Source organism: Arthrobacter oryzae, assembly GCF_030718995.1.
GTDB lineage: Bacteria > Actinomycetota > Actinomycetes > Actinomycetales > Micrococcaceae > Arthrobacter > Arthrobacter oryzae_C.
Genome location: NZ_CP132204.1, coordinates 1,388,836 through 1,413,778 on the forward strand (window position 1 = coordinate 1,388,836; position 24,943 = coordinate 1,413,778).

Consider the following 24,943-nt stretch of genomic DNA (forward strand, 5'->3'; position numbering starts at 1 on the left):
AACTGCCCAGGCGCGGACTAGGCTGGTGCCATGAACGTGGATGAGACAGACCTCCCTGGCCTCGGCAGGCGCAAGGATTTCATGACCGCTTCCGGACGCCGGATCGGCGTGGTGGAGTACCGCGAGGGGCAGACCGAACTGATCGTTTCCACCTGGGACGATCCGGACACGTGCCAGGCGTCCATTCCCCTGACTGCCGAAGAAGCCGCAGCCCTGGGGAACCTGCTCGGCGGACAGCGGCTGGCCATGCAGCTTTCCGAGGAGCACCGCGAAATTCCCGGAATCGTCACCCGCCAGTTCTCCATCGGCGGGGAATCACCGTTCCACAACCAGCCCATGGGCAAGGCCTGCATCCGCACCCGGAGCGGCGTCTCCATCGTCGCCATCATGCGGGAAGGCGAAGTCCTCCCTTCCCCCGGGCCTGACGTCGTCCTTCACCCGGGCGACCTGCTCGTGGCGGTGGGAACGCAAGAAGGCCTCGATACGGCGGCCGATATCCTGCGCAACGGCTAAGCGGCATGGACCCGCTCGCGCTAACCCTCATCGAACTGGGGGCCGTCGTGTTCTGCCTGGGCCTGCTGGCCAGGCTGGCCGGGCGGATCGGGATGTCCCCCATTCCCCTGTATTTGGTGGGCGGGCTGTTTTTCGGCGCCGGCGGCCTGGTCAAGCTCGAGGGCATGCACGAGTTCGCACATATCTCCAGCGAGATCGGCGTCATCCTCCTGCTGCTTATGCTCGGATTGGAATATACGGCCGCCGAACTGGTCACGGGGCTGCGCCGGTCCTGGAAAGCCGGTGTCCTTGACCTCCTGCTGAACTTTCTACCCGGCGCCGGGCTTGCCGTCCTGCTGGGCTGGGGCCTAGTGGGGGCCATGGTGATGGGCGGAGTGACCTACATATCCTCATCCGGCATTGCCGCCAAGGTGATCACGGACCTCGGTCGGATCGGTAACCGTGAAACCCCGGTGGTGCTCTCCATCCTGGTTTTCGAGGACCTTGCGATGGCCATCTACCTGCCCATCCTGACAGCGACCCTGGCCGGGGTCAGCTTCCTCGTGGGACTGCAGACCGTGGGGATTTCGCTTGCAGTGGTGGCGGTGGTGCTGGTGGTGGCCCTCCGGCACGGGCACCACGTGTCCAAGGCGGTACACAGCGAAAACTCAGAGGTGTTCCTGCTGAACCTGCTCGGGGCTGCGCTCCTCGTTGCCGGCCTCGCCGCCGCCATGCAGGTCTCGGCCGCAGTGGGGGCGTTCATGCTGGGGATCGCCATTTCCGGAGCCACTGCACACAGTGCAACCCGGGTCCTCGAGCCGCTGCGGGATTTGTTCGCAGCGCTTTTCTTTGTGGTCTTCGGCCTCAACACGGACCCCGCGTCCATCCCGCCGGTGCTCGGCTGGGCACTGCTCCTGGCGGTCCTCACGGCCGCCACCAAGATGATCACCGGAGTCTGGGCGGCCAAGCGGGCAGGGATTGGGCTGCCCGGCCGCTTCCGTGCGGGGGCCGCGCTGATTGCCCGCGGCGAGTTCTCCATCGTGATCGCCGGGCTGGCAGTGGCCTCCGGCGTGGTGCCGCAGGACCTCGCAGCGCTGGCCACGGCCTACGTGCTCATCATGGCGATCATGGGGCCGCTGGCGGCCCGCTACGTGGAGCCGATCGTCAAGATGCTGCGTCCGGCCAGGGCCCGACCCGTCGCCCGCCCCATCTGACGCTCTCTCACATCCTGCCGCCTCCCCGGCGACGCTCTCTCAGATCCTGCCGCCTCCCCGGCGACGCTCTCTCAGATCCTGCCGCCTCCCCGGCGACGCTCCCTCAGATTTCGGTGCGGTGGAAGTTCAGGTGGCTGCGGCTGGCCGTGGGACCGCGCTGGCCCTGGTAGCGGTTGCCGTACTCGCCGGATCCGTAGGGGAATTCAGCGGCCGAACTCAGCTTGAAGAAGCACAGCTGGCCGATCTTCATGCCCGGCCACAGCTTGATGGGCAGCGTGGCCATGTTGGACAGCTCCAGGGTGACGTGGCCGGAGAATCCGGGATCGATGAACCCTGCGGTGGAGTGCGTCAGCAAGCCCAGCCGGCCAAGTGAGGACTTGCCTTCGAGGCGTGCCGCAATGTCGTCCGGCAAGGTGACGGTTTCGTACGTGGACCCCAGCACGAATTCGCCGGGGTGGAGGATGAACGGCTCGCCGGCGTCCACTTCCACGAGTCGCGTCAGCTCGGGCTGGTCCTCGGCGGGGTCGATGTGGGCGTACTTGTGGTTGTCGAACAACCGGAAGAACCGGTCAATCCGGACGTCCACGGATGACGGCTGGACCATCACCGGATCGTACGGGTCCAGGACAATCCGTTGGGAATCAATTTCGGCACGAATATCGCGGTCGGAGATCAGCACACTCAAAAATACCGCACCATTGCCGAGCCCGCGGTCCGGGGTTACTGTTACTGCTGTTAAGGAACGTCATCTCCGATAAAGGATGAGCGTGAAGTTGCTGTTGTGACAGTGGTTCTCCCTCTCCAGGAGGCGGCGCCTATCGGATCTGGGGTTGGCTTGAGGAAAATTTCGGCACGTGCACTGGCGGCCATGATCTGCGTTCTGGCGCTCATCCCGCCTGCCGCCGGCCAGCTGGGGGGATCTTCCTCAAGCCCGGACCCCGCCGTGTCTTCCGTGGCGGGCGGTCAAACGCAGAGCGTGACCCTCGGCCCGCCGTCGGCCGTGTACGACGGCGGAACAGACGCCGCTGCTGCGTCGCCGGACCGGCGCCTCGCCCCCGCCGTGGACCCCGATATCACAGAAGGGGACCCCGGCAGCCCCGCGGCCGCTTTGGCCGACACCTCGGGAACAGCGGACTCCGTCGCAGCCGCCGGCACGCTCTCCACCGAGGCACAGCCCGACTCTCCCTCCACCGAGGCGTCAACCGAGGAACCGGCTTCGGACTCAGCGCCCGAACCGGCGTCCATTCCCCCGCTGTCGGCCACGGAGTCAGACCTGGCGGCACTCACCCAGGCGTCACCGGAGCAAACGGCCCCCGCGACGGGAACGGAATCCCTCCGCAGCGAGTCGCTGACAACCCAGGCGCTGGTCCGCGACGACGCGTCTTCACAGATCAATGCTGTGTTCAACGCCATCAACAGCTACCGGGCATCATTCGGCCTGCCCGCTGTGAAGTACCACGCCACGGTGGCCGGGATGGCCCAGGAGTGGTCGGACAGCATCGCGTCCCGGGAAGTCATCGAACACCGCTCGAGCTTCTGGACCGATTCGCGGGCCCTTAGCCCCACGAACGGTGCCGGCGAGGTCATCGCAGTCCGCTGGGACCGCGATGCCGCGCAGCTAGTGGAGTGGTGGAAGGGCTCACCCGCCCATAACGCGCTCCTGAAAGACCCGCGGTTCAATGTGATGGGCATCGGCATCACCTTCACGGACGGCAACTGGCAGACCACCCCCAACCGGTACACCATGTGGGGCGTGGTGAACTTCTTTGGGTACAGCTCCTTGCCCGCGGGCACCACGTCCAGCCCGGGCGGCACCAGCACATTGCCGGTGCAGCCAGCGAGTGTGTGCGACCCCCTGTCACGGCACATGCCGCCGACGGCCTCCCTGGCCGCGGCAGCCATCAAGGGTCCCGGCGACCTTGTCTCAGTTGACTCGACAGGCCAGCTCCTCAACCGCCCGTCGTTGGGGAACCGGCAGTACGGCGCACAGCAGGTCATCGGCACCGGTTTCGGTTCCGCCAAGGAGCTTTTTGTCACGGACTGGGAGCGGGACGGTGTCTTTGACGTCCTGGTCCAGTGGACTGACGGGCGCGTCACGCTGCACTCAGGTGCGGCGGGCGGCGGGTTCCTCACCGCCGTAACGCTGGGACGGTCCGGCTGGGCCGGCATGACGGTGGCAGTGGGAGGCTGGTGCGCCAACAACCGGCTCCCGCAACTGGTGGCCCTGGACGGCTCCGGAAACCTCTGGCTGTACCCGAACCGCGGGAAAGTGGACCTGGTGGAACGGACGCTGATGGCATCCGGAGTGACAGCCAACCGGCTGGCCATGGCGGATTACGACGGCGACGGTTTCCAGGACCTGCTGGCCCGGCAGCCGGACGGAAACGTTCGTCTCTACCGAGGCTCGGGCGCGCCGGCGCCGCGGGCCGAAGCCCGGGCCGTGGTGGCCAGCGGATGGACGGACGTCACCGCCATTCGTTCGCTCCGGGATGTCACGGGGCTGAACTCGAGGGGGCTGGCCCTTCGGCGCGCCGGCGACGTGGTGCAGTACTGGGACCTCAGCGGCGGAAGCCTGGCGTCGCCGTCGTCCATCACGGGTGCGTGGGCGGGCCAGCGGCTCGCACAGTAACCCGGTAAGCGGTGCGCCGCGCTGCTAAGACTCGGCCGGCCGGGCTTCCAGAACCTGCTTAAGTCGTTCCAGCTGGGCCACTTCCGTCTTCATGGTCCGTTGGATCATGAAATCCATCAACCCTGCGAGGCCTTTGGGCCGGTACTCCAGCGCGAAGCGGACCCTGGTGTTGGTCCCCTCGCTGCTCAGGTAGTAGCCGCCGTGCGGGCGGGCGGGGCCGGCAACCACCTGGAACTGGATCTCTGCACCGGGCCGCAGGTGCGTAATTTGGAAGTCTGCGGCAATGGGGCGTCCCGCAGGGCCCGTGAGGGTTTGCTGGTAAACCGCGCCCTTGGCACCGACGGCGCCCGCACGAAGTTCAATGTTCCGAATGCCTTCCCGCCATGAGGGAAGGTTCAGCCCGTCCTGCAGGAACCGGTACACGGTCATGGCATCGCGTTCCACGACGACCTCGTACTCTGCAAATGCCACGGGGATCCCTTGGTTGTCGGACAGCGTTCTGGCGTAGCCCGTTCCCCTGATACTGCAGCTAACCCACACAGGATAGTCAGCCCGGGCTTTCCCTGGGCGGCTGCGGGCGCGCCTTAACCGAACAGTTATCGAACGGACCCAAGCGTTACCGAAAGGGTCCTGCTGCCTGACGGACGTGTCCCTGTTCAAGGAGGGTGCACGGCTGGGGTAAAGTAAATCCGGTTGACGCAACCGGGACCTGGCCGAGGTATTGGCGGGACCCCTTGCGGCTGTAGCTCAATGGTAGAGCGCTAGCTTCCCAAGCTTGATACGCGGGTTCGATTCCCGTCAGCCGCTCCATTTCTTCCGCCGGCCTTCCTCACCCCGCTATTCCGCCGGGGCATTAGGTTGCTACCTGTATCGTCAGGAGTCAGGAACCCCTTCGGTTCCGCTACAGGAGCAATCATGGCTGACAAGTCCCCGCGTCAAGCAGCATCCGCAAAATCCGGCAAATCCATCAAGGAAAAACGTGCCGACAAGAGGGCCGCGGCAGCGCCGCCCAGCTCCCTCGACAAGGTAACGGCCGCCAAGGCAGCGAGCCCCAAAAAGAAGTGACCGGTTCCGCGAACCACCTCATCCTCGGAGTCCTTGCCAGCACAAGGAAGCCGGACGAACGCCGGCTCCCGCTGCACCCCCTCCATTTTGACCGCATCGCACCGGAAGTGCGGCAGCAGATCGTCCTCGAAGAGGGCTACGGTGAACGGTTCGGCATCTCGGACGACCACCTGGCCACCCTCGTGGGACGGATTGCCACCCGCACCGAGATCATCGCCGAAGCCGACGTCGTGCTGCTGCCCAAACCGCAGCCCGAAGACCTTGCAGAACTCCGCGACGGCCAGGTCCTCTGGGGTTGGCCGCACTGTGTCCAGGACCGCGCCGTCACCCAGCTGGCCATCGACAAGAAGCTCACGCTGATCGCTTTCGAGGCCATGAACCACTGGGCCAGCGACGGCGGCTTCGGCCTCCACGTCTTCCACAAGAACAACGAACTGGCCGGTTACTGCTCGGTCATTCACGCCCTGGCACTCACCGGTTCCACGGGCGATTACGGCCGGCGGCTCACCGCCGTCGTGATCGGCTTCGGCGCTACAGCCCGCGGCGCCGTGACGGCGCTGAACGCCCACGGCATCCACGACGTCCAGGTGCTGACCAACCGGGGCGTTGCCGCCGTCGGCTCTCCCATCCATTCGGTGCGGATCGCGCAGTTCGACCATGACGACAAGGCGCCGTTCCTCAGCCAGGTCATCACCGAACGCGGGCGCGTGCCGCTGGCTCCGTTCCTCGCCGAGAGCGACATTGTGGTCAACTGCACCCTGCAGGATCCCAACGCCCCGTTGACCTACTTGCGCGAAGAGGACCTCGGAGCGTTCCATCCCGGCAGCCTGATCGTGGATGTTTCCTGCGACGAGGGGATGGGCTTCAGCTGGGCGAAGACCACCACCTTCGCCGAGCCCATGCTCACTGTGGGCGACCACATTGACTACTACGCAGTGGACCACAGTCCGTCCTACCTGTGGAACTCCTCCAGCTGGGAGATCAGCGAAGCGCTGCTCCCCTTCCTGGACACCGTGGTTTCCGGCCCCGAGGCGTGGGCCGGAAATGAGACGATCGCCCGGGCCATCGAGATCCGCGACGGCGAGATCCTCAACAAGGACGTGCTGCAGTTCCAGCAGCGGCAGGCGGAGTACCCGCACGCCCCGCTGGACGCTTAGCCGCTGCGCGGCTGACAATCCGGAGCAGGCGGCGCCGGTCCTTGAGGTCCACTTTGAGGGTCAGCGCACCGCGCCGGGCCAGCACGACGGCGACAGTCAGCGCCGCAAGCACCGGCACCCCGCCGGACACCAGGATGGCCGTGTGCGGATCCAGATGTTCGGCGATCCAGCCGATCATGGGACCGCCGATGGCCTGGCCGCCGATCAGCACCATGATGTACAGGCTCATGACGCGGCCGCGAATGCCCATGTTGGAGCTGATCTGCACCAGCTGGTTCGACGCCGTCAGGAACATCAGGCACCAGAAGCCGGACAGCACCATGGCCGCGCCGAACCAGGCCATGGACGGCGCCAAGGCCGCCAGGCAGAGCATCAGCCCGTACATTCCGGCGCCCAGGACCACTGACCGCAGCCGCAGGTGCCGGCGGCGGGTCGAGGTAACTGCTCCGGCGAGCGCACCGAGCGCCACCAGCGCGTTCAGCAGGCCGTAGCCTCCGGCGCCGGCGTCGTACACGTGGTCCGCGAAGGCGGCCAGCAGCACCGGCAGGCTCATGGCAAAAACCGCAATAAACCCGGCCATCAGCCACGGCCAGTAAATGGTCGGTTTGCTCAGCGCGTACTGCAGCCCCTCCCGCAGCATGCCCTTGCGCTTCGGCGCGGGCGCGCTGATGAACAACCGGTCCTTGCGCAGGAGCAGCAGCATGGCCACCGTCGAACAGCAGGCCACCGCGTTCGCGGCAAAGGCCCAGCCTGCACCGACGGCGGTGAGCAGCAGCCCGGCAAGGGCGGGTCCGATCAGGCCGCCCAGCTGGAACGTTGTGGAGTTTACGCTGATGGCATTGCGCAGGTAGGCGGGTCCGACGAGCTCGTTGACGAACACCTGCCGGGCAGGCTGGTCCAGTACGGTGACGAGCCCCAGGGCAAGGGCGATCGCGTAGACGTGCCACACCTCAATGCGCTGGCTCAGCGCGAGGACGGCAAGGGCCGCGGCGAGAACGGCGGCCACGGCCTGGCACAGGATCAGGATTTTCCGTTTCGGGAACCTGTCGGCCATCATCCCGCCCCATGGACCCAGGACCAGCGAGGGCAGGAACTGCAGCGCCACCGTGATGCCGACGGCGGTCACGGAGCCGGAAAGCTGCAGCACCAGCCAGTCCTGCGCGATCCGCTGCATCCAGAGGGCAATCACCGCGATGAAGTGTCCGATCGCGAAAATGCGGAAGTTGGGAACGCGGAGGGAAATGAAGGTGTGGCGCCACGGGAGCCGTTCACTGACGACGGCGAGCGGCTGGGTCACGTCACGCGGTGGCGGTGGCGGGGACTGCGGGGACGTAGGTGGCGGGGAGGCTGCGGAGTCGATGACGGGCTGGCTGACGGTTGCCGTGGAAGGCGGAGGGGGTGGCACAGGGAATCCTCAAGGTGCGGGCGGGCGGGATATGTCCACGCTATGGTGGCCCCGAGGGATTATGGAAGCGTATTGTTCCTATAACTAACATTGCGAAACGTAATACCGCCGCCCACGCAGTCCAGCCCAGCCCGGGAGTGCCATGTTTGAACCAGCCCAGCTCCGCTCCTTCCTGGCGGTAGCCGAAACCCTCAGCTTCACCAAGGCCGCGGAGCGCCTGGGGCTGGCCCAGCCCACCGTCAGCCAGCATGTGCGCAAGCTCGAGGCGGCGGCAAAGCGGGTCCTCATTGCCCGCGACACCCGGGACGTCCGGCTGACGGACAACGGGGATGCCATGGCCGGGTTCGCACGGACCATCCTCGCCGCGCACGATGCAGCCTCCCGTTACTTCTCCGGGTCGGCGATGCGGGGCCGGCTGCGCTTCGGGACGGCGGACGACCTCGCGATCACCGGGCTCCCCCGCATCCTCCGGGAGTTCCGCCAGATCTACCCCCAGATCAACCTGGAACTCACGGTCGGCCAGAGCGACCAGCTCTACCGGAAGCTGAACGCCGGCCAGCTCGACCTCGTGTTCGTGAAATGGGTCGCCGGTGCCAAGGACGGCACAGTGGTTCAGCACGACGCCTTCGCGTGGGTTGGCCTGGAGCAAACTGCGCTGGAACCCGGCGATCCTGTTCCGCTGATCGCCTACCCCTCACCCAGCCTCAGCAGGAAGCTTGCCATCGACGCCCTCGAGTCCCGCGGCCGGACCTGGCGCATCACCTGCACCACCCGCCAGATCAGCGGCGTGCTGGCGGCCGTCCGGGCGGGCATCGGAGTGGCCGTGATGCCGTCGTCGCTGGTTCCGGACGATCTCAAGATCATCACCCGCCGCTTTGACCTGCCACCGGTGGGAGACGTCGATTTCACCCTGATCCGCAACCCGCTGGCCAATGCCGAAGTGATCGAAGCGCTCACCCAGTCAATTGTGGGCCGCACCCTTAAACGCACGGGTTAGCGGCATTCGAAGTTTCAATTAGGGTGTCGGGGCCTAATTAATCAAGTAGGCACTGACCGCACGCGGGTAATCATGGCACGTAAGTGATTGAAGTTATTACGTGCGTAATTTATGCTTGAATTCTGTTAAAGGTTAAGCAGAAGCCGATGACTACGATTCGATGACGAACCGTGTCCGCCGCCGCTGCCTAGGGGGCGCCTGACGGACAACGTTCGGGATAGGCACGCGATGACGCCAACCACGAACCACCCGCATCTTTCAGTCTCAAATTCAGTCCACTCGTTCAAAACGGTACGCCCGCTGACCGTCGGTACGCACCGCAACACGCAGGCACATCACGAAACAAACGCACACGCTGAGCCGGTCAGTCAGCGCGAACCGCACCCCGCAGCCACCCTGGTGGACACTGAGTTCGTAGGCAGCCCCTATTGCGAGCGATGCGGAACGGATGAATTCATCTACCTGGAGACCTTCGTCCCGGCAAAGTTCCGGCACGACGGCACGCTCCGGAAGCCGGGCGAAGTAACGTACTTCTGCACCGGATGTGAAGATTTCTCGGCCCACTCGGTCCCGGCCTCGTGGGTGCCGCCCGGCTGGTATCTGGGCTAGCCAGCTTTCCCTGCCAACCTTTAACAGCGAAACAGCAATCGCCGCCGGCGCTCACCCCAAGGTGAACACCGGCGGCGATTGCTGTGAACCCACCCTTGAACTGCCCCCCCCCCTAAATCAGGCTGTCCGAGAGGTGGTTGGGCGTTCCGAAACGGTGCGCGGTGATGCTGACGGCCTGCTCATGCAGGAACGGCAGCAGCTCCACGCGGCCGGCTTCAGTGACCGGGTGGGCGTAAACGGCCAGGTCCGGACGTCCCCCGGTGGCTTCGGCCAGGGCCTTCGCGTCACCGCCAAGGAGCCGGATCCGTCCGCCGGACAGCTGTCCGGCGTCAGCGAGCCTTCCCGCGGAGTCCAGCCAGGCGGCGTCGTCCTCCACCGTGACGGTGATGTCCAGGGCGGCGAGCGCTGCCCGCAGCGGAGCGGGAAGTTCGACGGCGGTGGACACTGTGAGGGCCGAGCCGGCCAGGACACCGGCGGCCACTGTCCGTGTCAGGGCAGCAACCTCCTCCTTCTCGGAAAGGCGGACCGTCACCGGCAGGGAACGGTAGCGGAAGATGTTCCGTTCCGCGCTCAGTCCGGAAACATCCTTGGCGGTGCCGAACTCTTCTGCCCAGGCGACGGCGTCGGAGGCCACTGCGCGCTGCAGGGCTTCGACGGCGGGAGCGTCCAGGGCACCCTGCGCGGCACCCACGAGGCGGCGGACCCCGGGGTTGGTCACCGCTGCGGAGGCGCCGGAACCGCTGGCGCTACTGGCCTTGCTGACCCAGTCACCGAGGCCTGCGAGGTAGTTGGGTCCACCGGCCTTGGTGCCGGCACCGACAGCCGATTTCTTCCAGCCGCCGAAGGGCTGGCGCTGCACGATGGCGCCGGTGATGCCGCGGTTCACGTAGAGGTTGCCTGCCTGAATGGTGTCCAGCCAGAGTCCCACTTCCTCCGTGCTCAGCGAGTGAAGGCCGGCAGTCAGGCCGTACTCCACCTGGTTCTGGATGGCGATGGCGTCTTCCAGGGTGTCCGCCGTCATGACGCCGAGCACCGGACCGAAGAACTCGGTGAGGTGGAAGTAGGATCCGCGGCGCACGCCGTAACGGACACCCGGGCTCCAGAGCCGGCCGGTCTCATCGAGCTGCCGCGGTTCGACGGCCCAATTCTCGCCTTCGCCCAGGGTGGTGAGCGCGTTGAGGAGCTTGCCGCCGGCGGGTTCGATGATCGGCCCCATCTGGCTGGCCGGATCCTCGGGGTAGCCCACCTTCAGGGAAGTGACGGCGTCGATCAGCTGGTTGTGGAACCTCTTCGAGGTGGCAACGGAGCCCACCAGGATCACCAGTGAAGCGGCGGAGCACTTCTGCCCGGCGTGGCCGAAGGCTGAGTAGGCAACGTCCTTGGCGGCGAGGTCCAGGTCCGCACTGGGCGTGACGATGATGGCGTTCTTGCCGCTGGTTTCGGCCAGGAGCGGCAGGTCCTTGCGGAAGGAACGGAACAGTTCGGCGGTTTCGTAGCCGCCGGTGAGGATCACTCGGTCCACGGCCGGGTGCGAGATCAGCTGCTTGCCCAGTTCCCGTTCCCCCAGCTGGACCATGGTGAGGACGTCCCGGGGCACGCCGGCTTCCCAGAGGGCCTCGATCATCACGGCACCGCTGCGGCGGGCCTGCTTGGCGGGCTTGATCACGACGGCGGAGCCGGCGGCGAGTGCCGCCAAAGTGGAGCCGGCCGGGATGGCCACCGGGAAGTTCCACGGCGGGGTCACCACGGTGAGCTTGGCCGGAACGAAAGTGGCGCCGTCGACGTCGTCCAGCTTGCGGGCGGACTCTGCGTAGTAGTGGGCGAAGTCCACGGCTTCGCTGACCTCGGGATCACCCTGGTCGATCGTCTTGCCGGTTTCGCTGGCCATGACCTCGAGCAGGTCGGCGCGGCGGGCTTCAAGGATGTCGCCGGCGCGGTGCAGGACCGCGGCGCGCTCGGCACCGCTGAGGGAGCCCCAGGCTTTGCCCTTTTCGACAGCGGTTTCGATCACCGTGTTGAGGGTGTCCACGTCGGTGATCGTGGCGGCCTCCACGGACGCGTTGCCCAGCGTGGAGGACGGAACGCGCTCCAGGATGGCACGGCCCCAGTCGCGGTTGGCCGGCAGGGACGGGTCCGTGTCCGGCGTGTTTTCGAAGGAGTCGTGCGGCATCGGCTCGGCCGGGAGGCTGCGGTTCTGCCGGCGGTTGGGGCCAGGAACCTCGTCGTCGAGCTCTGCCAGGGAAGCGAGGAAGCGCTGCTTCTCGCGCTCAAAGAGCGTTTCGTTTTCGCTGAGTTCGAAGACCGCGGACATGAAGTTGTCCTGGCTTGCGCCCTCTTCGAGGCGGCGGATCAGGTAGGCGATGGCGACGTCGAACTCGGCCGGGTGGACCACCGGTGTGTAAAGCAGCAGCGAGCCGACGTCCTTCTTGACGGCTTCGGCCTGGCCCTGCGCCATGCCCAGCAGCATCTCGAACTCGATACTCTGCTGTGCGGTATCCGCGATGCCGCGCTGCTTGGCCAGAAGCCAGGCGAAGGCGATGTCGAAAAGGTTGTGGCCGGCCACGCCGATGCGGATGTTCTTAATCCGGTCCGGGTGCAGCGAGTAGTTGATGACGCGCTTGTAGTTCGTGTCCGAGTCCTGCTTGGTGTGCCAGGTGGCCAGCGGCCAGTCGTGCAGTGAGGCCTCGACCTGTTCCATGGGGAGGTTGGCGCCCTTGACCACGCGGACCTTGATGGCGGCGCCGCCGTTGGCGCGGCGTTCGGCGGCCCAGTCCTGCAGCCGGATCATCGCAGCGAGTGCGTCCGGGAGGTAGGCCTGGAGGACGATGCCGGCTTCCAGGTTCTTGAACTCAGGCTTGTCCAGGATCCGGGTGAAGACCGCGATGGTCATGTCCAGGTCCTTGTACTCCTCCATGTCCAGGTTGATGAACTTGGCTTTGCCTCCGCCGGTTGCGAAGGACGCCGCACGGGTGAAGAGCGGGGTGAGCTTTTCGACGACGTGCTCCACGGCCTCGTCGAAGGCCCAGGCGGAGTGCGGGGCCACGGTGGAGGAGACCTTGATGGAGACGTAGTCCACGTCCGGGCGGGCCAGCAGGGTGTGGGTTCCCTCCAGCCGGCGGGATGCTTCGTGCTCACCCAGGACTGCCTCGCCCAGGAGGTTGACGTTGAGCTTGATGCCGTCCTTGCGGATCTTGGCGATGGCAGGGCCCAGCTTGGCATCCGTGGCGTCCACGATCAGGTGCCCCACCATTTCGCGGAGCACCTTCCGGGCCACGGGGATGACCACCTGCGGCAGGACCGGGGCCATGGTGCCGCCCAGGCGGACCGCGCTGCGCATGTACCAGGGCAGGAACGCCGGGACCTTCGGGGCCAGGGCAGCCAGGTTGCGGGCGGCGACGTGCAGGTCTTCGGGGCGGACCACGCCATCGACGAATCCGACGGTGAAATCGAGCCCGTTCGGGTCCTTCAGGACGCCGGCGAGCTGTTCAGCGGAGGCATCCACGGGAACCTTTGCGGCCTCCGTCAACCAGTGGCGCACCAGTCCGATGGTTTCCCCGGCCAGGGCCTGGGCTTCGGGGACGTGGGAACCGCCCGCGAGGGCCGATTCGGTGGCCGGCTTTCCGGTACGGACACCGGGCTCCGTCGAAATGTGGGTCATGGCTAACACTCGTTCTTTCCGTTGGTGAGGACCTTCTTTCCATCAGTATGGGCCTCCCGTCACTTAAGATAAAGCGACGTTTTCTGAGCAATACAGATTAGAAAAACCGATGATTCTGCGGTCCCGCAAACCCCGTCCCCGACGCTCTCTCACTTCCTGCCGCTTCCCCGGCGACGCCCTCTCACTTCCTGCCGCTTCCCCGGCGACGCCCTCTCACTTCCTGCCTTAAGCGGCAAACCCCCTCCCACCGGAGTGAGAGAGGGTTCGTCGATATGGCACCGGATCTGAGAGAGCGTCCGGTTAGGTGTGGCAGGAAGTGAGAGAGCGTCGGATGGCTACGCCAGGGGGCGGTGCATCTCCACGGCCTCTTCGTGCCGGGGGCTGTCCGGGTTCATCAGCGAGTGCTTGCGTCCATACCCGAAGTAGATCGCGAGGCCGATAATAAGCCATACCCCGAAACGGGCCCAGGTTTCCCAGTGCAGCTGGAACATCAGGAAGGCCGAGGCCAGAACGCCGAACGCCGGCACCAAAGGCATGAAAGGCAGGCGGAAGGCGCGCGGAGCATCCGGCTTCTTGTAGCGGAAAATGATCACCGCGAGGCAGACGACCACGAACGCGGCGAGGATGCCGATGTTCGTCAGGTCGGCCACGGCCTTGATCGGGAAGACACCAGCCAGCAATGCAGACGCAACGCCCGCGATCCAGGTGACGCGCTGCGGGGTTCCGTGGTGGTCCGTCTTGGCGAACCAGCCCGGGAGCAGTCCGTCGCGGCTCATGGAGAACCAGACACGGGTGACGCCGAGCAGGAAGGTCAGCATCACGGTGAGGATGGACAGGACCGCGAACACGGAGATGATGGTGGCGATCACAGGCAGGCCGACGCCGGTGAACGCGGAGGCGAAGCCGGCCTTCGGGTCGATGTCCTGGTAGTTCTGCATACCGGTAAGGACCAGGGTGGCCGCCACGTAGAGCAGCATGGCGATGATGAGGGACAGGATGATCGCCTTGGGCATGTGCTTCTTGCCGTCAGTCGCTTCCTCGGCCGCGGTGCTCATGGCGTCGTAGCCGAAGACCGCGAAGAACACGGTGGCCGAACCTGCCAGCACCGGACCGAAGCCGCTGGGCATGAACGGGTTGTAGTTGTTCGTGTCGATGTAGAAGATGCCCAGGCCGATGATGAAGAGGATCAGGACAACCTTGATGGCCACCGCCACCAGCTCAAACCGGCCGAATGCCCGGGTGCCGCGGGACAGGATCCAGGTGACGATCAGGCAGACCACAATGGCGGGAATGTTGACGATGCCGCCCTTGCCTTCATCCGGCGTGGACGTCATCCACACGGGCATCTGGATGCCGATGCCGGTGAGGAACGCGTCGAAGTAGCCGGAAATGCCAATGGCCACAACGGCCACGATCGCAATGTACTCGAGGAGCAGGTCCCAGCCGATAAACCAGCCGATCACCTCGCCGAGGGCCACATACCCGTAGGTGTAGGCCGAACCTGCGCGGGGAATCATCCCGGCAAATTCCGCATAGGACAAGGCGGCGGCTGCAGAAGCGAGGCCGGCAATCAGGAAGGAGAACAGCACTGCCGGCCCCACGCCGGGCTCGGATTCGCTGCCGTGGGCAACGAGGCCCGCCAGGGAAAAGATGCCGACGCCGATAATGCCGCCGACGCCGATTGCCGTCAGCTGCCAGAGACCCAGGCTTTTCATCAGCCCGCTGTGCTTGTTTTCCTCTTCGATGTCGTCAATCGGTTTTCGCCGCATGATCGACTGGGATAAATCTTTAGTGCTCATCAGGGACTCCTGCATAGATGTGGACCCATCAATCCGCCCTGTGATGGGACTTACTCAGTCTGTTTAGTATGCAAGCCTCATTGCATTAGATAAAGTGAATTCTCCTAATTAATATTCATTAGATTTAGCGAAGGAACATGCATGCTCGACGTCCGGCGGTTGAGGCTGCTCCGTGAACTCAAAATCCGGGGGACACTCGCCGAGGTGGCGGAGGCACTCCAGTACAGTCCGTCGTCGGTCTCCCAGCAGCTGGCCCTCCTCGAGAAGGAGGCCGGGGTGCAACTGCTGCGCAAGACCGGGCGCCGCGTCCAGCTGACTCCGCAGGCTGAAGTCCTGGTGGCGCACACCGCCCACCTGCTCGAGACGATTGAACAGGCCGAGGCCGACCTGGCAGCGAGCCTCACCACCGTTTCAGGCACCGTCCGGATCGCCGTCTTCCAATCCGCCGCCCTTGCGCTGATGCCAGGCACCCTCACCCGGATGGCGGCCGCCTACCCCGAAGTCAGGATCGAGATGGTCCAGCGGGAACCGGAAACGGCACTGCACGAAACCTGGGCCCGCGACTTCGACCTGGTCATCGCCGAGCAGTATCCCGGCCACGCCGCCCCGCGGTACGCGGAGCTGGACCGCCTCCGGCTGACCGGCGACGCCATCCGGCTTGCCGTGCCCGGGCCGGAAAAGGGCCTTCCGCCCATCCGCTCGCTCGAGGACACCGCCGACCTTGCCTGGGTGATGGAGCCCCGGGGCGCGGCATCCAGGCACTGGGCTGAGCAGGCCTGCCGCAGCGCAGGGTTCGAGCCCGACGTCAGGTATGAAACGGCCGACCTGCAGGCGCAGATCCGGCTGATCGAGTCCGGCAACGCGGTAGGCCTGATGCCCGACCTCGTCTGGACCGGACGGGGAACGTCGGCGCAGCTGCTGCTCCTGCCGGGCAACCCGCACCGGACCGTCTTCACGTCCGTGCGGCGGTCCAGCGCCAAGCGGCCCGCCATCCTGGCCGCCCGCGAGGTTTTGGCCATCACAGCCGATTCGATCGCCCCGGCCGGGCCGGTACCTCCGGAGTCAATCTCCGCATAGGCCCCCGGCGGAAGTACCCTACGTCACAGCGCGGAACTGCGCCGGGCGTTAGACTGGGCACGTTATGAATCGCACAATGTTTAAGTCCAAAATCCACCGGGCCACTGTCACCCATGCCGACCTGCACTACGTGGGGTCGGTCACCGTTGACCTGGACCTGCTGGAGGCTGCTGACATTCTCCCGGGCGAGCTTGTGGCGATCGTTGACGTGACCAACGGCGCCCGCCTGGAGACGTACACGATAGCCGGCGAGCGCGGTTCCGGTGTTATCGGCATCAACGGTGCAGCGGCGCACCTGATGCATGAGAACGACATCGTCATCCTGATCACCTATGCCGAGATGACCACCGAAGAGGCCCGGGCGTACACGCCCAAGGTGGTCCACGTGGACAAGGACAACAAGATTGTCCAGATCGGCAACGACCCCGCCGAGGGGCACACCCGCGGCCTCATGCGGCCCCCGTATGCGCTGAACAACTCCGCCCTGAACTAAGCGCCGGGGCAGCCAGGCAGCCGGGGACCAGGTCCTTCCGGATACCGAGATCCTGCCCACACTGCGGCTTGAGGCTGAATAAATCTGATTAGGCTGGGTGGGTGACCGCCAACGCCCGAAACGCCGTCGTGCCCGGCTCCCCAGGAAACCTGCCCGGGAAACTGCCAGGGGCACCCTGGTGCTAGGCGTTCTCGCGGGCTTCTTCGTAGTGTGGTCCATCATCCTGGTGGGCATGTTCGTGGGCCGGAGGAACGTCCTCGGAGAAAATGCCCGCTCCGTGCTGAGCGCACTGACCTTCTTCGTGGCCAGCCCTGCCCTCCTGTTTGAGACCCTCAGCAAAGCCAAGCTCCACGACGTTTTTGCCGCACCCCTGCTGGTGACGGCCGTCGGCGCCATGGTGACGGCCGCGATCTTCTTTGTGATCGTCCGGTTCATGCTGAAGCGGACCGTGCCCGAATCCCTGACGTCATCCATGAGCGCGTCACTGGCGAACTCCGCCAACCTGGGCATTCCCATCGCCGTGTACGTGCTCGGTGACGCCAACTACGTGGCGCCGCTGCTGATCTTCCAGCTGGCCTTCTTCACGCCGCTCTTCCTGATGGCCCTGGATGCCACTACCAGCTCGCATCGGACCACCCCCGCCGGCTTTGCTCTCATGATCCTCAGGAACCCGATGATCGTGGGGTCAGCGCTGGGCCTGGCGGTGGCCGGAACGGGGTGGCAGGTGCCGGAACTGGTCATGCAGCCCATCCATCTGGTTGGCGGGGCAGCCATCCCGGCCATGTTGATCGCCTTCGGCATGAGCCTGAACGGATCCCGGCCGCTGCAGGCAGCCGCAGGCCGCCGCATGGACACGCTCCTCGCCAGCGCGTTCAAGCTCGTGGTCCACCCGGCCATCGCCTATCTGGTCGCCCGGCTGATCGGCATGGAGGGGCAGGCCCTGTTCGCCGTCGTGGTGACGTCCGCCCTGCCCACCGCCCAGAACGTATTCGTGGCCGCCAGCCGCTACCGCACGGGCATCACCGTGGCCAAGGACACCGTCCTGATCACCACGATCGTCGCAGTGCCGGCCATGATCGGCGTGGCGCTTCTCCTGGCTTAGTTCTTCTGGTGCTGGTCCAGGATCCGGGCACAGCGGATGAAGCCCAGGTGGGAGTACGCCTGCGGATGGTTGCCCAGGTGGGTTTCGGTGCCGGGATCGTACTCTTCCGGGAGCAGGCCGGTGGGGCCGAACAGGTTCACCAGCTGGTCGAACAGGTCCCACGCCTCCTCGATCCTTCCCACCGCCACATAGGCCTCGATCAGCCAGGTGGTGCAAATGTGGAAGCCGCCCTCCAAACCCGGCAGCCCGTCGTCGTACCTGTACCGGAAAACGGTGGGGCCCACCCGGAGCTCCCGTTCCACGGCGGTGACGGTGTCCAGGAACCGCTGGTCCTTCACGTCCAGCAGGCCGGACAGGCCGATGTGCAGCACGGCGGCATCCAGGTCCGGGCTGTCGTAAGCCACGGTGTAGGACGCCGCGCCGTCATCCCAGCCCTCGCGGAGGACTTCCTCGCGGATGGTCGCGGCGGTGGGCGCCCACGCGGGCTCCGGCGCCCGGCCGTGCCGGGCGGCGGTGCGCAGCGCCCGGTCCAGCGTCACCCAGCACATCACCTTGGTGTACACGTGGTGCCGGGGTGCCCGGCGTGCTTCCCAGATCCCGTGGTCCGCCTCGTGCCAGCGGGCCATCACGGCAGAGGCCATCTGGACCATTAGCTCCCAGTGCGAATCGTCCAGTCCGCCCTGGCGTTCACTCACCGCACAGATCAGTTCCGCGATGGGCCCGAAGACGTCCAGCTGCACCTGGTGGTCCGCCGCGTTGCCGATCCTGACAGGGCGCGATCCCGCGTAGCCGGGAAGGCTTTCGATGATGGCCTCCGTGGAGAGCGGCGCCCCGGTGACCGAGTACAGCGGGTGCAGCCATTCCGGACCGGGCGCGTTGTCCAGGATCCGGCCCAGCCAGCGCAGGAATCCGTACGCCTCCGCCGTGGAGCCCAGGTCCACCAGCGCATTGACCGTCATGGAACCGTCCCGCAGCCAGCAATAGCGGTAGTCCCAGTTACGGGTGCCGCCGATTCCCTCCGGCAGCGAGGTGGTGGGGGCGGCCAGCACGGCGCCGGTGGGTTCGTGCACCAGCGCGCGGAGCACCAGCGCCGAGCGGCGCACCAGCGAAGGCTTGACCCCTGGCAGCTCCAAATCCTGGACCCACCGCCGGGAGTGATGGGCGACGGCGGCGCGGCGCTCCGTCTCGCCGCCCACGCCGGCGTGGGTGAATTCGGTGTCACCGCAGCGCAGGTTGAGCACCACGGGACCGTTTTGCAGGTTGACGTCGGCGGTGGCGGTGGCATGCCGGCCGTCCGAGGTAATGGAAAAGCTGACCCCGGGGGCCAGCAGGATGATGGGATCGGATGTGCCCACGACGTGCAGTTGATCGCCCCGGGCCTCCATGCTGAACGGTGCGTTGGCATAGTCTGGCCGGGGTGCGAAGACGATGCGTGCCGCGCCGCTCCCGGACAGCACCCGGACCAGGCTGGTGATCCCGTCCGGGGCCGGTTCGAGGTAGTCGGTGACGGTGACGTCGGCCCAGCGGGTTTCCACGATCATGGTGCTGTCCACGTAGCGCTGGCCCAGGACCTGGGACGCCTTGACCGGTTCCACCGAGAAGTGGCCCGCGGCGTCACCGCCCAGGATGTGGGCGAACAGGGACCCCGAGTCCGGCAGCGGGTGGCTCATCCAGCAGACTTTGGCTTCAGGGGTGATCAGGGCGGTGGAGGAGCCGTTGCCGATCATGGAGTGGCGCTCCAGGCCGACGGCGTCCTCGCCGAAGAGCCAGGCGCGCCGCAGTTCGAACAGGATGGCCAGGACCCGGGCGAAGGATTCGGGGTCACGGAGCCGGTGGGCGGCCGCAGTGGGGCCCTCCCCCACCCTGATGCCCATGTCCGGACCGCGCAGGGTGGCCATGGCCAGTTCGTCGCTGGAGGCGTCCCCGGCGAAGAGAGCGGCGCTCACTCCGAGGCGGGCACGGAGGTGTTCCAGGGCGTCGGCCTTGGACGGTTCCACCACGGAAAGGTCCAGCACGGAGCCGTCCACGATGTAGAACAGGCCGTGGGCGCGGGCCACTTCCTCCGCCTTCTCCAGCACCTTGGCGACGATAGCGGCGGAGGCCGGGCGGGTGTGCACGGACACCGCCACGGGCTTGCGTTCGATGCTGATCCCCTTGTAAGCGCCGATCGTTTCCACGAGGGCCTGGCTTGCCTGCTGCAGCACCGACTCGGTGGCCAGCGACAGGCCGTGGGCAAAGCCCATGTCGAACTCTGCGCCGTGGGAGCCCACCAGGTGAACCTCCGCCGGAAGCCTGGACACGGCCGCCAGGTCCCGCAGCGACCGGCCGGAAATGACCGCGGCGTGGGTGTTGGGCAGGGCGGCCAGCGCCCGGAGCGCAATTGCGGCGCTGCCCAGCGGCAGGGTTTCGGTGGAGATCCCTTCCGCGTCGCAAAGCGTTCCGCCATAGTTGCAGGCCACCAGCAGCCCGGGGGTGCGGGCCAGGATCTTGAGTTCAGCGAGCAGCTGCGGCGTAAGGCCGTCGTCCGCGGCATCGGACTGCACAAAAGCGCGGAGCAGGCCAAGCGGCAGGGAACGGGTCAGGAGGGCGGAATCGGCCACGGACTGGTTGAGCGGAGTAGGCACAGGCGACGTCCTTCGGATAATCCCCAATAATGCGTGAGAAAAGTCCGGCGAGGGACATACCCCCAGTTTCCGATGCCGTCGTTACACCAGAATATCCCCGTCATTGCCGGAATGTAACGTGTGCGGAGCCCCGGTTTCCGGGCGGCGGGCGCGGGCGCCGCCCGCACGCGTACCGCGTCCGTTGCAGCCAGCGCGCCCTTCAGCTACAGCGCGCGCTTCAGCACAACAGCAGTGGCGTCGTCGGAGACGTCGCGGCCCGAGGCCAGCGCAAGGACAGCGTCGCAGGCAGCCTGGGCGCTGGGACTGCCGGAGACGGTGCCGGCCACCACGGCCGTGAGGACGTCGACGTCGGGGTACACATCAAGCAGGCCGTCGCTGACTACCGCCAGCCAATCGCCGGGCTCCAGCGAAACCTGGTGGGCGTCCCATTCCTGGTCCGGCCAGGCACCCACCGGGGGTCCGCCGGTGATCAGCCGTGAGCAGCTTCCGTCCGGCTTGATGTGCAACGCCAGGCCGTGGCCGGCGTCGACGTAGTGCAGGATTCCGGCGGCTGCGTCGAGGCGGGCGTGGAAGAGCGTGACGAAGGAGGCGGACTGTTCGAGGTCGGCTTCCAGGATCCGGCCGGCCGAGCTGAATGCCTCGCTCAGCGGCGTCCGGTACGCCACGGACCGCATGACGGCGCGGACGGTGGCCGCGATCAGCGCGGCACCCATGCCCTTGCCCATGGCGTCGGCCAGCGTCAGCTGCAGCCCGCCGTCGTTCGGGTACCAGTCGTAAAAGTCGCCGCCGACATTGCGGGACGGACGGAAGGATCCCGCGATGTCGAAGCCGTGCGTGGACAGGCCCTCGGCCGGGAGCAGGCTTCGCTGGACTTCGACGGCGCGGCGCAGTTCGTCCTGGGCTGCGGCTTCGTGGACGGCACTGGCTCGGGGCCTGCGGAACAGGGCAGTGATCCGCGAGCCGAGCTCGCGCGGGCTGAAGGGCTTGGTGATGTAGTCATCCGCGCCGGTGTCGAGCCCGGTGAGCCGGTCCAGTTCCTCGCCGCGGGCAGTGATCATCAGGATGTAGGCGTCGGAAAAGCGGCGCAGCTGGCGGCAGACCTCAACGCCGTCAATATCCGGCAGGTTCAGGTCAAGAGTCACCAGTTCGGCGCCGTCGCGCTGCATCAGTTCAACGCCGGCCCGCCCGGACGACACGGCGGAAACCTGGAAACCCTGCTTCGTCAGGATGTGGACCAGCAGGCCGCGGATATCGTCATCGTCCTCAATGACCAGGGCACGGCGTACGTCCGGCTCATCAGTCATGCACCAATTAGACTCCGTGCGGGCTTCGTTGTCACATCGGTCCCAGCCGGGCCGTCCTGTAACACCAGTCCCGCGCCGGGCGGGACGCCAGGTCCGGTGCCCCGTCGGCGCCGGACCCCTCACCGGGCGGCGTTCAGCGGGCCAGGAACGTCACCATGGTGAAGCCCCCGGGCGCCACCGCCACCTGCCCGGACCGGGCAGCGGCGTCGTTCTTTCCGCCTGGCACCGGCTGCCCCGAAGAATCGTACTGGCGCTGGATCATGGTGAAACCGTCCGGTACAGCGACGCTTTCCACCGTGGTGGACCCGGCCGCGCTGACGTAGAGCGTGGAATCGCCGCCGGCCCCGGATACCGACACCGTGGAGATTTGCGGCTGGAGCAGCAGTGCGTCCAGGGCAACGTCGCCGTCAGTGGTGCCGACGACGGCGGCCAGCCCGGCGGACAGCGCCCGTTTGAGGGAGTAGGGGAAGAGGATGCCCGGGGCATCGGTGATGCCCTGTTCCCCTGCCCCGCCGTTTTCCGTGGTGCCCAGCGGCCCCTTGGCGGACGTCCAGGCGGTGGTGCCGGCCGGGGCGGTCCCGCGGTTCACGATGGGGTAGATGTTATGCGGCTGATCCGATGCCGGGAGCGGAATGTCCAGCGAGGCGCCGGCCTGCAGGTCCACATAGGCACCGCCGGAAAGGTTGGCTTCGCCGGTCCAGGCTGAGGCCGGCTTCACCACCGATCCCGGGCCGGTGATGGTGCCGGATTCGGCTTCCACCACGCTCAGGCCATGCGTGGACACCGTCCGGCTGATGCCCAGGGCAGCCGTCTTCAGCGCCGGATCCGCGTCCAGGGCCAGCATGGTGAGCAGGGCATGGATGGTGGATTCCGCGCCGGAGTTGGGGTTGACCCGCCCGTCCGGTTCGATGCCGTCGATGGCTGTTCCCGTGGCGGGGTTGTAGGCCGGGGCGCCGCTGGGGTTGGCGCCGAAGAACCATCCCGCCGTGATCGCGGCAAGGTCCCGCAGGCCCGGAGCGTCAGCCGCCTTGGCGGTCGCCACCAGGCTTTGGACCCGGGAGTCCACGCCGTACGCGATCTGGGCTTCGCCGGGGGCGGGGCTCCACGCATTGTCCGGTCCGCCTGCCGCGAGGAGCTGGGGTGTGAATTGGGCTGTGTCCTTGACTGCCGCTTCGAGCAGCGCAGGACGGTCCAGAACCTCGGAGGCGGTGGCGACGGCGGCGGGAGCCATGCCGCCCCAGGCGTGCCAGAGCGTTTGCGATTTGTTCCACGGCATGATGGCACCGAAGGGCCATTGGCCGGTGGTGCCCGAGGACATGGCGGCCACGCCTTCGCTGAGCCGGTCCAGCGCAGTCGCCGCCAGCTCATCGTCCGGAACGGACGTCACGTAGGAGGAGAGACCCAGCACGGCCTCGGCCGACGCGTCGGCGCCGCCGGCGATCAGCCATGCCGGCACCTGCACGCCGTCGGCAGTGTCATACGTGCCGTACTTTGCCAGTGACTGCCGGTTGAGTGAGCCGAGGGCGAGGCGCAGACGGTCCTGCAGGAACCCGGCGAACTCGGGATCCTCGTCCTGGAATGCCGTGAAGCCTTCCCCGAGTGCCCAGACAGTCCGCGCCAGCCAGTAGGACTCGGCCGAATCGGAGGGGTCCGGCAGTTCGACAGGCTTGGCGCTCGGCGTCAGGCTTCCGTCTTCCTGCTGCCACAGCACCACGTTGCCAGCATTCGGGCCGTCCGTGGTTTGAAGGTATGTCAGCGAACGCAGCGTCTGGAATGCCCGCTCCCTGCTGGCGGCGTCGCCGGTCTGCTGCCAGTGCCGCAGGTACACCACCGCAGTGCGTGCGATGTCATCGGCGTTGTAGGCGCCCTGGGTCCAGTACCCCGTGGCGGGGTCCAGATTCCCGCCGCCAACGCGCCCGTAGCTCCCGTCCGCTTTCTTGTCAGCGTAGGTCCACGGCGCCAGGGCGGACGGGATCTCATCCAGTTTGTAGGTGGTGTGGCCGGGCACGGGCGTGAGCGGGACCGTCTCCATCAGGAAGTCGAGGTGCCCCGTGTTGGTGAGGCTGCCGCCGTCGGCCAGGACGGGTGCCGCCGGCGCGGTAAGTGCGCTGGCGGACGACGGCGGCACTGCCGGTGCCGCTGTCACGGCGCCCGCCTGCAGCGAAACAGCCAGCATGGACACGGCCGCCGCAGCGACCACCGGACGCGCGGCCTTGGGTGAATACGCCACGGGCCTTAGACCCGGTCCAGGCGGGCGACGCCGATCTTCGAATCAGCCATGCCGTAGAACACGAACAGCTGGCCGTCCACTTCTTCGATCGCGGTGGGGAACACCACGTTGGGCACGATGCCGGAGATTTCGTCTTCGGTTTCCGGGGCGAGGAGAGGCTTGTCGCTGCGGGCAATCACCTTGGAGGGGTCGGTGGCGTCCAGGATCATGGCGGCCGCGGTGTAGTTGACCTTCTGCTGGTGGTCGAACGCGGATTTCTCCAGCGCACCGGCCACGCCGTGATGGATGAGCAGCCAGCCTTCGTTAATGCGGATCGGTGCGGGGCCGCCGCCGATCTTGAGTTCCTCGAACGGAAACTCGCTGAGGGCCACGAGGGTGTGCTTGCCCATGTGCACCAGGTTACGGATGTCCTTCTCCACGTCTGCCACGGCCACGTAGGAGATCCAGATGCCGGGACGGTTGTCCGTGACGCCGGCGGGCAGGTGCTCGCCTTCGCCGTCGCGGATCCAGCCGAGGTCCCACATGGGGCGGTGCAGCATGGCGTAGGAGGGAACGCCGTCGGGGTCGTTGACCGGTTCCGGGAAGAACACGGCGTCCTTGTTGGGGAAGAGGTTCAGGTCCATGGAGAGCTCGGCCTTGTACTCGAAGAAGCACGGGCCCAGGCGTTCCCAGCTGCGGAGGTCCTCGGAATGCGCAAAGGCGAGGCGCGGGCCCAGCGGACCGTAGGCGACGTAGGTCATGAGGTGCTTGCCAAGGGTCGGCACCCAGGTGGTGCGGGGGTCCTCGGTACCGGCGTTGTTCATGCCGCGTTCCCAGCCCTCGTCCGGGGCGAGCACCACGCCCTGGCGTTCCACTCCGGTGGGAACGCCGTCCTCGATGACAACCTTGGCAAGGCCGACGCGGGACACGTTGCCCTTGGCCACCAGGCGGGGCAGCAGGTAGAGCTCGCCGTCCGGGCCGCGGCCGCTGGCGGGGTTGAGGACGCCCTCGGCCTCGAAGTCGTTGCCCGCTTCAGGGGACATGATGACCCCGGCGCGGGTGAGGGTGAAGGGAACGGTGGGGAGTGCAGAAGTGTGGGGGGAAGTCAT

19 protein-coding genes and 1 tRNA gene are annotated in these 24,943 nt (G+C 66.6%); 11 read left to right on the forward strand and 9 right to left on the reverse strand.

The window, feature by feature from the left end:
- Positions 1-30: 30 nt before the first annotated feature.
- Entirely contained in the window at positions 31-513 is a 483-nt protein-coding gene (locus Q8Z05_RS06440) for a cation:proton antiporter regulatory subunit (protein WP_305942657.1), read from the forward strand.
- A 5-nt stretch (positions 514-518) separates the two neighbouring features.
- The gene (locus tag Q8Z05_RS06445; RefSeq protein WP_305942658.1) at positions 519-1,706 is read left to right on the forward strand and encodes a cation:proton antiporter; all 1,188 of its coding nucleotides are present in this window, start codon (positions 519-521) and stop codon (positions 1,704-1,706) included.
- A gap of 103 nt (positions 1,707-1,809) precedes the next feature.
- Here Q8Z05_RS06445 and dcd read toward each other — a convergent pair whose 3' ends face one another.
- A complete protein-coding gene (gene dcd, locus Q8Z05_RS06450; RefSeq protein WP_305942659.1) occupies positions 1,810-2,385 on the reverse strand; it encodes a dCTP deaminase in 576 nt (191 codons plus the stop codon).
- Between the two features lie 156 nt (positions 2,386-2,541).
- Between dcd and Q8Z05_RS06455 the strand changes: the two genes are divergently transcribed.
- The gene (locus tag Q8Z05_RS06455; protein ID WP_305942660.1) at positions 2,542-4,335 is read left to right on the forward strand and encodes a CAP domain-containing protein; all 1,794 of its coding nucleotides are present in this window, start codon (positions 2,542-2,544) and stop codon (positions 4,333-4,335) included.
- A 24-nt stretch (positions 4,336-4,359) separates the two neighbouring features.
- On the opposite strand, the gene Q8Z05_RS06460 is transcribed toward Q8Z05_RS06455, so the two are convergent.
- The gene (locus Q8Z05_RS06460; RefSeq protein WP_305942661.1) at positions 4,360-4,806 is read right to left on the reverse strand and encodes an SRPBCC family protein; all 447 of its coding nucleotides are present in this window, start codon (positions 4,804-4,806) and stop codon (positions 4,360-4,362) included.
- Between the two features lie 265 nt (positions 4,807-5,071).
- Here Q8Z05_RS06460 and Q8Z05_RS06465 point away from each other — a divergent pair.
- The 3 genes from Q8Z05_RS06465 to Q8Z05_RS06475 all read left to right on the forward strand — a co-directional run bounded on the left by Q8Z05_RS06465 (position 5,072) and on the right by Q8Z05_RS06475 (position 6,557).
- Positions 5,072-5,145: transfer RNA gene (locus Q8Z05_RS06465), tRNA-Gly, on the forward strand.
- A 105-nt stretch (positions 5,146-5,250) separates the two neighbouring features.
- Entirely contained in the window at positions 5,251-5,400 is a 150-nt protein-coding gene (locus Q8Z05_RS06470; protein WP_305942662.1) for a hypothetical protein, read from the forward strand.
- Positions 5,397-6,557, forward strand: coding sequence for a N(5)-(carboxyethyl)ornithine synthase (locus Q8Z05_RS06475; protein WP_305942663.1), 1,161 nt, complete (start codon positions 5,397-5,399; stop codon positions 6,555-6,557). Before Q8Z05_RS06470 ends, Q8Z05_RS06475 begins: the two co-directional genes overlap by 4 nt.
- On the opposite strand, the gene Q8Z05_RS06480 is transcribed toward Q8Z05_RS06475, so the two are convergent.
- Positions 6,490-7,962: an MFS transporter gene (locus tag Q8Z05_RS06480; protein ID WP_305942664.1), complete on the reverse strand. Its 1,473-nt coding sequence runs from the start codon at positions 7,960-7,962 to the stop codon at positions 6,490-6,492. The two genes, Q8Z05_RS06475 and Q8Z05_RS06480, sit on opposite strands and share 68 nt — an antisense overlap.
- A gap of 142 nt (positions 7,963-8,104) precedes the next feature.
- Between Q8Z05_RS06480 and Q8Z05_RS06485 the strand changes: the two genes are divergently transcribed.
- Together Q8Z05_RS06485 and Q8Z05_RS06490 are read left to right on the forward strand one after the other, a co-directional pair.
- Positions 8,105-8,959, forward strand: a complete 855-nt coding sequence (locus tag Q8Z05_RS06485) for a LysR substrate-binding domain-containing protein (protein ID WP_305942665.1) — start codon at positions 8,105-8,107, stop codon at positions 8,957-8,959.
- Positions 8,960-9,187: 228 nt separating this feature from the next.
- A complete protein-coding gene (locus tag Q8Z05_RS06490; RefSeq protein WP_305942666.1) occupies positions 9,188-9,568 on the forward strand; it encodes a hypothetical protein in 381 nt (126 codons plus the stop codon).
- 112 nt (positions 9,569-9,680) lie between these two features.
- Here Q8Z05_RS06490 and Q8Z05_RS06495 read toward each other — a convergent pair whose 3' ends face one another.
- On the reverse strand, positions 9,681-13,226 hold the full coding sequence (locus Q8Z05_RS06495; RefSeq protein WP_305942667.1) for a bifunctional proline dehydrogenase/L-glutamate gamma-semialdehyde dehydrogenase: 3,546 nt from the start codon (positions 13,224-13,226) through the stop codon (positions 9,681-9,683).
- Positions 13,227-13,561: 335 nt separating this feature from the next.
- Complete coding sequence (locus tag Q8Z05_RS06500) at positions 13,562-15,025, reverse strand: amino acid permease (RefSeq protein ID WP_305942668.1); 1,464 nt, start codon at positions 15,023-15,025, stop codon at positions 13,562-13,564.
- A gap of 141 nt (positions 15,026-15,166) precedes the next feature.
- Here Q8Z05_RS06500 and Q8Z05_RS06505 point away from each other — a divergent pair, with 141 nt between their 5' ends.
- The 3 genes from Q8Z05_RS06505 (at position 15,167) to Q8Z05_RS06515 (ending at position 17,697) form a co-directional block, all read left to right on the forward strand.
- Positions 15,167-16,102, forward strand: a complete 936-nt coding sequence (locus Q8Z05_RS06505; protein WP_305942669.1) for a LysR family transcriptional regulator — start codon at positions 15,167-15,169, stop codon at positions 16,100-16,102.
- A gap of 64 nt (positions 16,103-16,166) precedes the next feature.
- Positions 16,167-16,595: an aspartate 1-decarboxylase gene (panD, locus tag Q8Z05_RS06510; RefSeq protein WP_305942670.1), complete on the forward strand. Its 429-nt coding sequence runs from the start codon at positions 16,167-16,169 to the stop codon at positions 16,593-16,595.
- A 178-nt stretch (positions 16,596-16,773) separates the two neighbouring features.
- Positions 16,774-17,697 carry an AEC family transporter gene (locus Q8Z05_RS06515; RefSeq protein ID WP_305942671.1) on the forward strand — a complete coding sequence of 308 codons (924 nt, stop codon included), beginning with the start codon at positions 16,774-16,776 and terminating at the stop codon, positions 17,695-17,697.
- Here Q8Z05_RS06515 and Q8Z05_RS06520 read toward each other — a convergent pair.
- The 4 genes from Q8Z05_RS06520 to Q8Z05_RS06535 form a co-directional block, all read right to left on the reverse strand.
- Positions 17,694-20,321: a trehalase-like domain-containing protein gene (locus Q8Z05_RS06520; RefSeq protein ID WP_305942672.1), complete on the reverse strand. Its 2,628-nt coding sequence runs from the start codon at positions 20,319-20,321 to the stop codon at positions 17,694-17,696. The two genes, Q8Z05_RS06515 and Q8Z05_RS06520, sit on opposite strands and share 4 nt — an antisense overlap.
- A 203-nt stretch (positions 20,322-20,524) precedes the next feature.
- On the reverse strand, positions 20,525-21,625 hold the full coding sequence (locus Q8Z05_RS06525; RefSeq protein ID WP_305942673.1) for a PP2C family protein-serine/threonine phosphatase: 1,101 nt from the start codon (positions 21,623-21,625) through the stop codon (positions 20,525-20,527).
- 133 nt (positions 21,626-21,758) lie between these two features.
- On the reverse strand, positions 21,759-23,855 hold the full coding sequence (locus Q8Z05_RS06530) for a hypothetical protein (protein ID WP_305942674.1): 2,097 nt from the start codon (positions 23,853-23,855) through the stop codon (positions 21,759-21,761).
- 5 nt (positions 23,856-23,860) lie between these two features.
- Complete coding sequence (locus Q8Z05_RS06535) at positions 23,861-24,943, reverse strand: glycoside hydrolase family 130 protein (protein ID WP_305942675.1); 1,083 nt, start codon at positions 24,941-24,943, stop codon at positions 23,861-23,863.

Excerpts from the sequence above, each read along its gene's own strand:
- Q8Z05_RS06490 (WP_305942666.1), top strand. The coding sequence starts at position 9,188 with ATGACGCCAACCACGAACCACCCGCATCTTTCAGTCTCAAATTCAGTC.
- panD (WP_305942670.1), top strand. The coding sequence starts at position 16,167 with ATGAATCGCACAATGTTTAAGTCCAAAATCCACCGGGCCACTGTCACC.
- Q8Z05_RS06525 (WP_305942673.1), bottom strand. The coding sequence starts at position 21,625 with ATGACTGATGAGCCGGACGTACGCCGTGCCCTGGTCATTGAGGACGAT.
- Q8Z05_RS06440 (WP_305942657.1), top strand. The coding sequence starts at position 31 with ATGAACGTGGATGAGACAGACCTCCCTGGCCTCGGCAGGCGCAAGGAT.
- Q8Z05_RS06485 (WP_305942665.1), top strand. The coding sequence starts at position 8,105 with ATGTTTGAACCAGCCCAGCTCCGCTCCTTCCTGGCGGTAGCCGAAACC.
- Q8Z05_RS06445 (WP_305942658.1), top strand. The coding sequence starts at position 519 with ATGGACCCGCTCGCGCTAACCCTCATCGAACTGGGGGCCGTCGTGTTC.
- Q8Z05_RS06470 (WP_305942662.1), top strand. The coding sequence starts at position 5,251 with ATGGCTGACAAGTCCCCGCGTCAAGCAGCATCCGCAAAATCCGGCAAA.
- Q8Z05_RS06495 (WP_305942667.1), bottom strand. The coding sequence starts at position 13,226 with ATGACCCACATTTCGACGGAGCCCGGTGTCCGTACCGGAAAGCCGGCC.
- Q8Z05_RS06535 (WP_305942675.1), bottom strand. The coding sequence starts at position 24,943 with ATGACTTCCCCCCACACTTCTGCACTCCCCACCGTTCCCTTCACCCTC.
- Q8Z05_RS06500 (WP_305942668.1), bottom strand. The coding sequence starts at position 15,025 with ATGAGCACTAAAGATTTATCCCAGTCGATCATGCGGCGAAAACCGATT.
- Q8Z05_RS06505 (WP_305942669.1), top strand. The coding sequence starts at position 15,167 with ATGCTCGACGTCCGGCGGTTGAGGCTGCTCCGTGAACTCAAAATCCGG.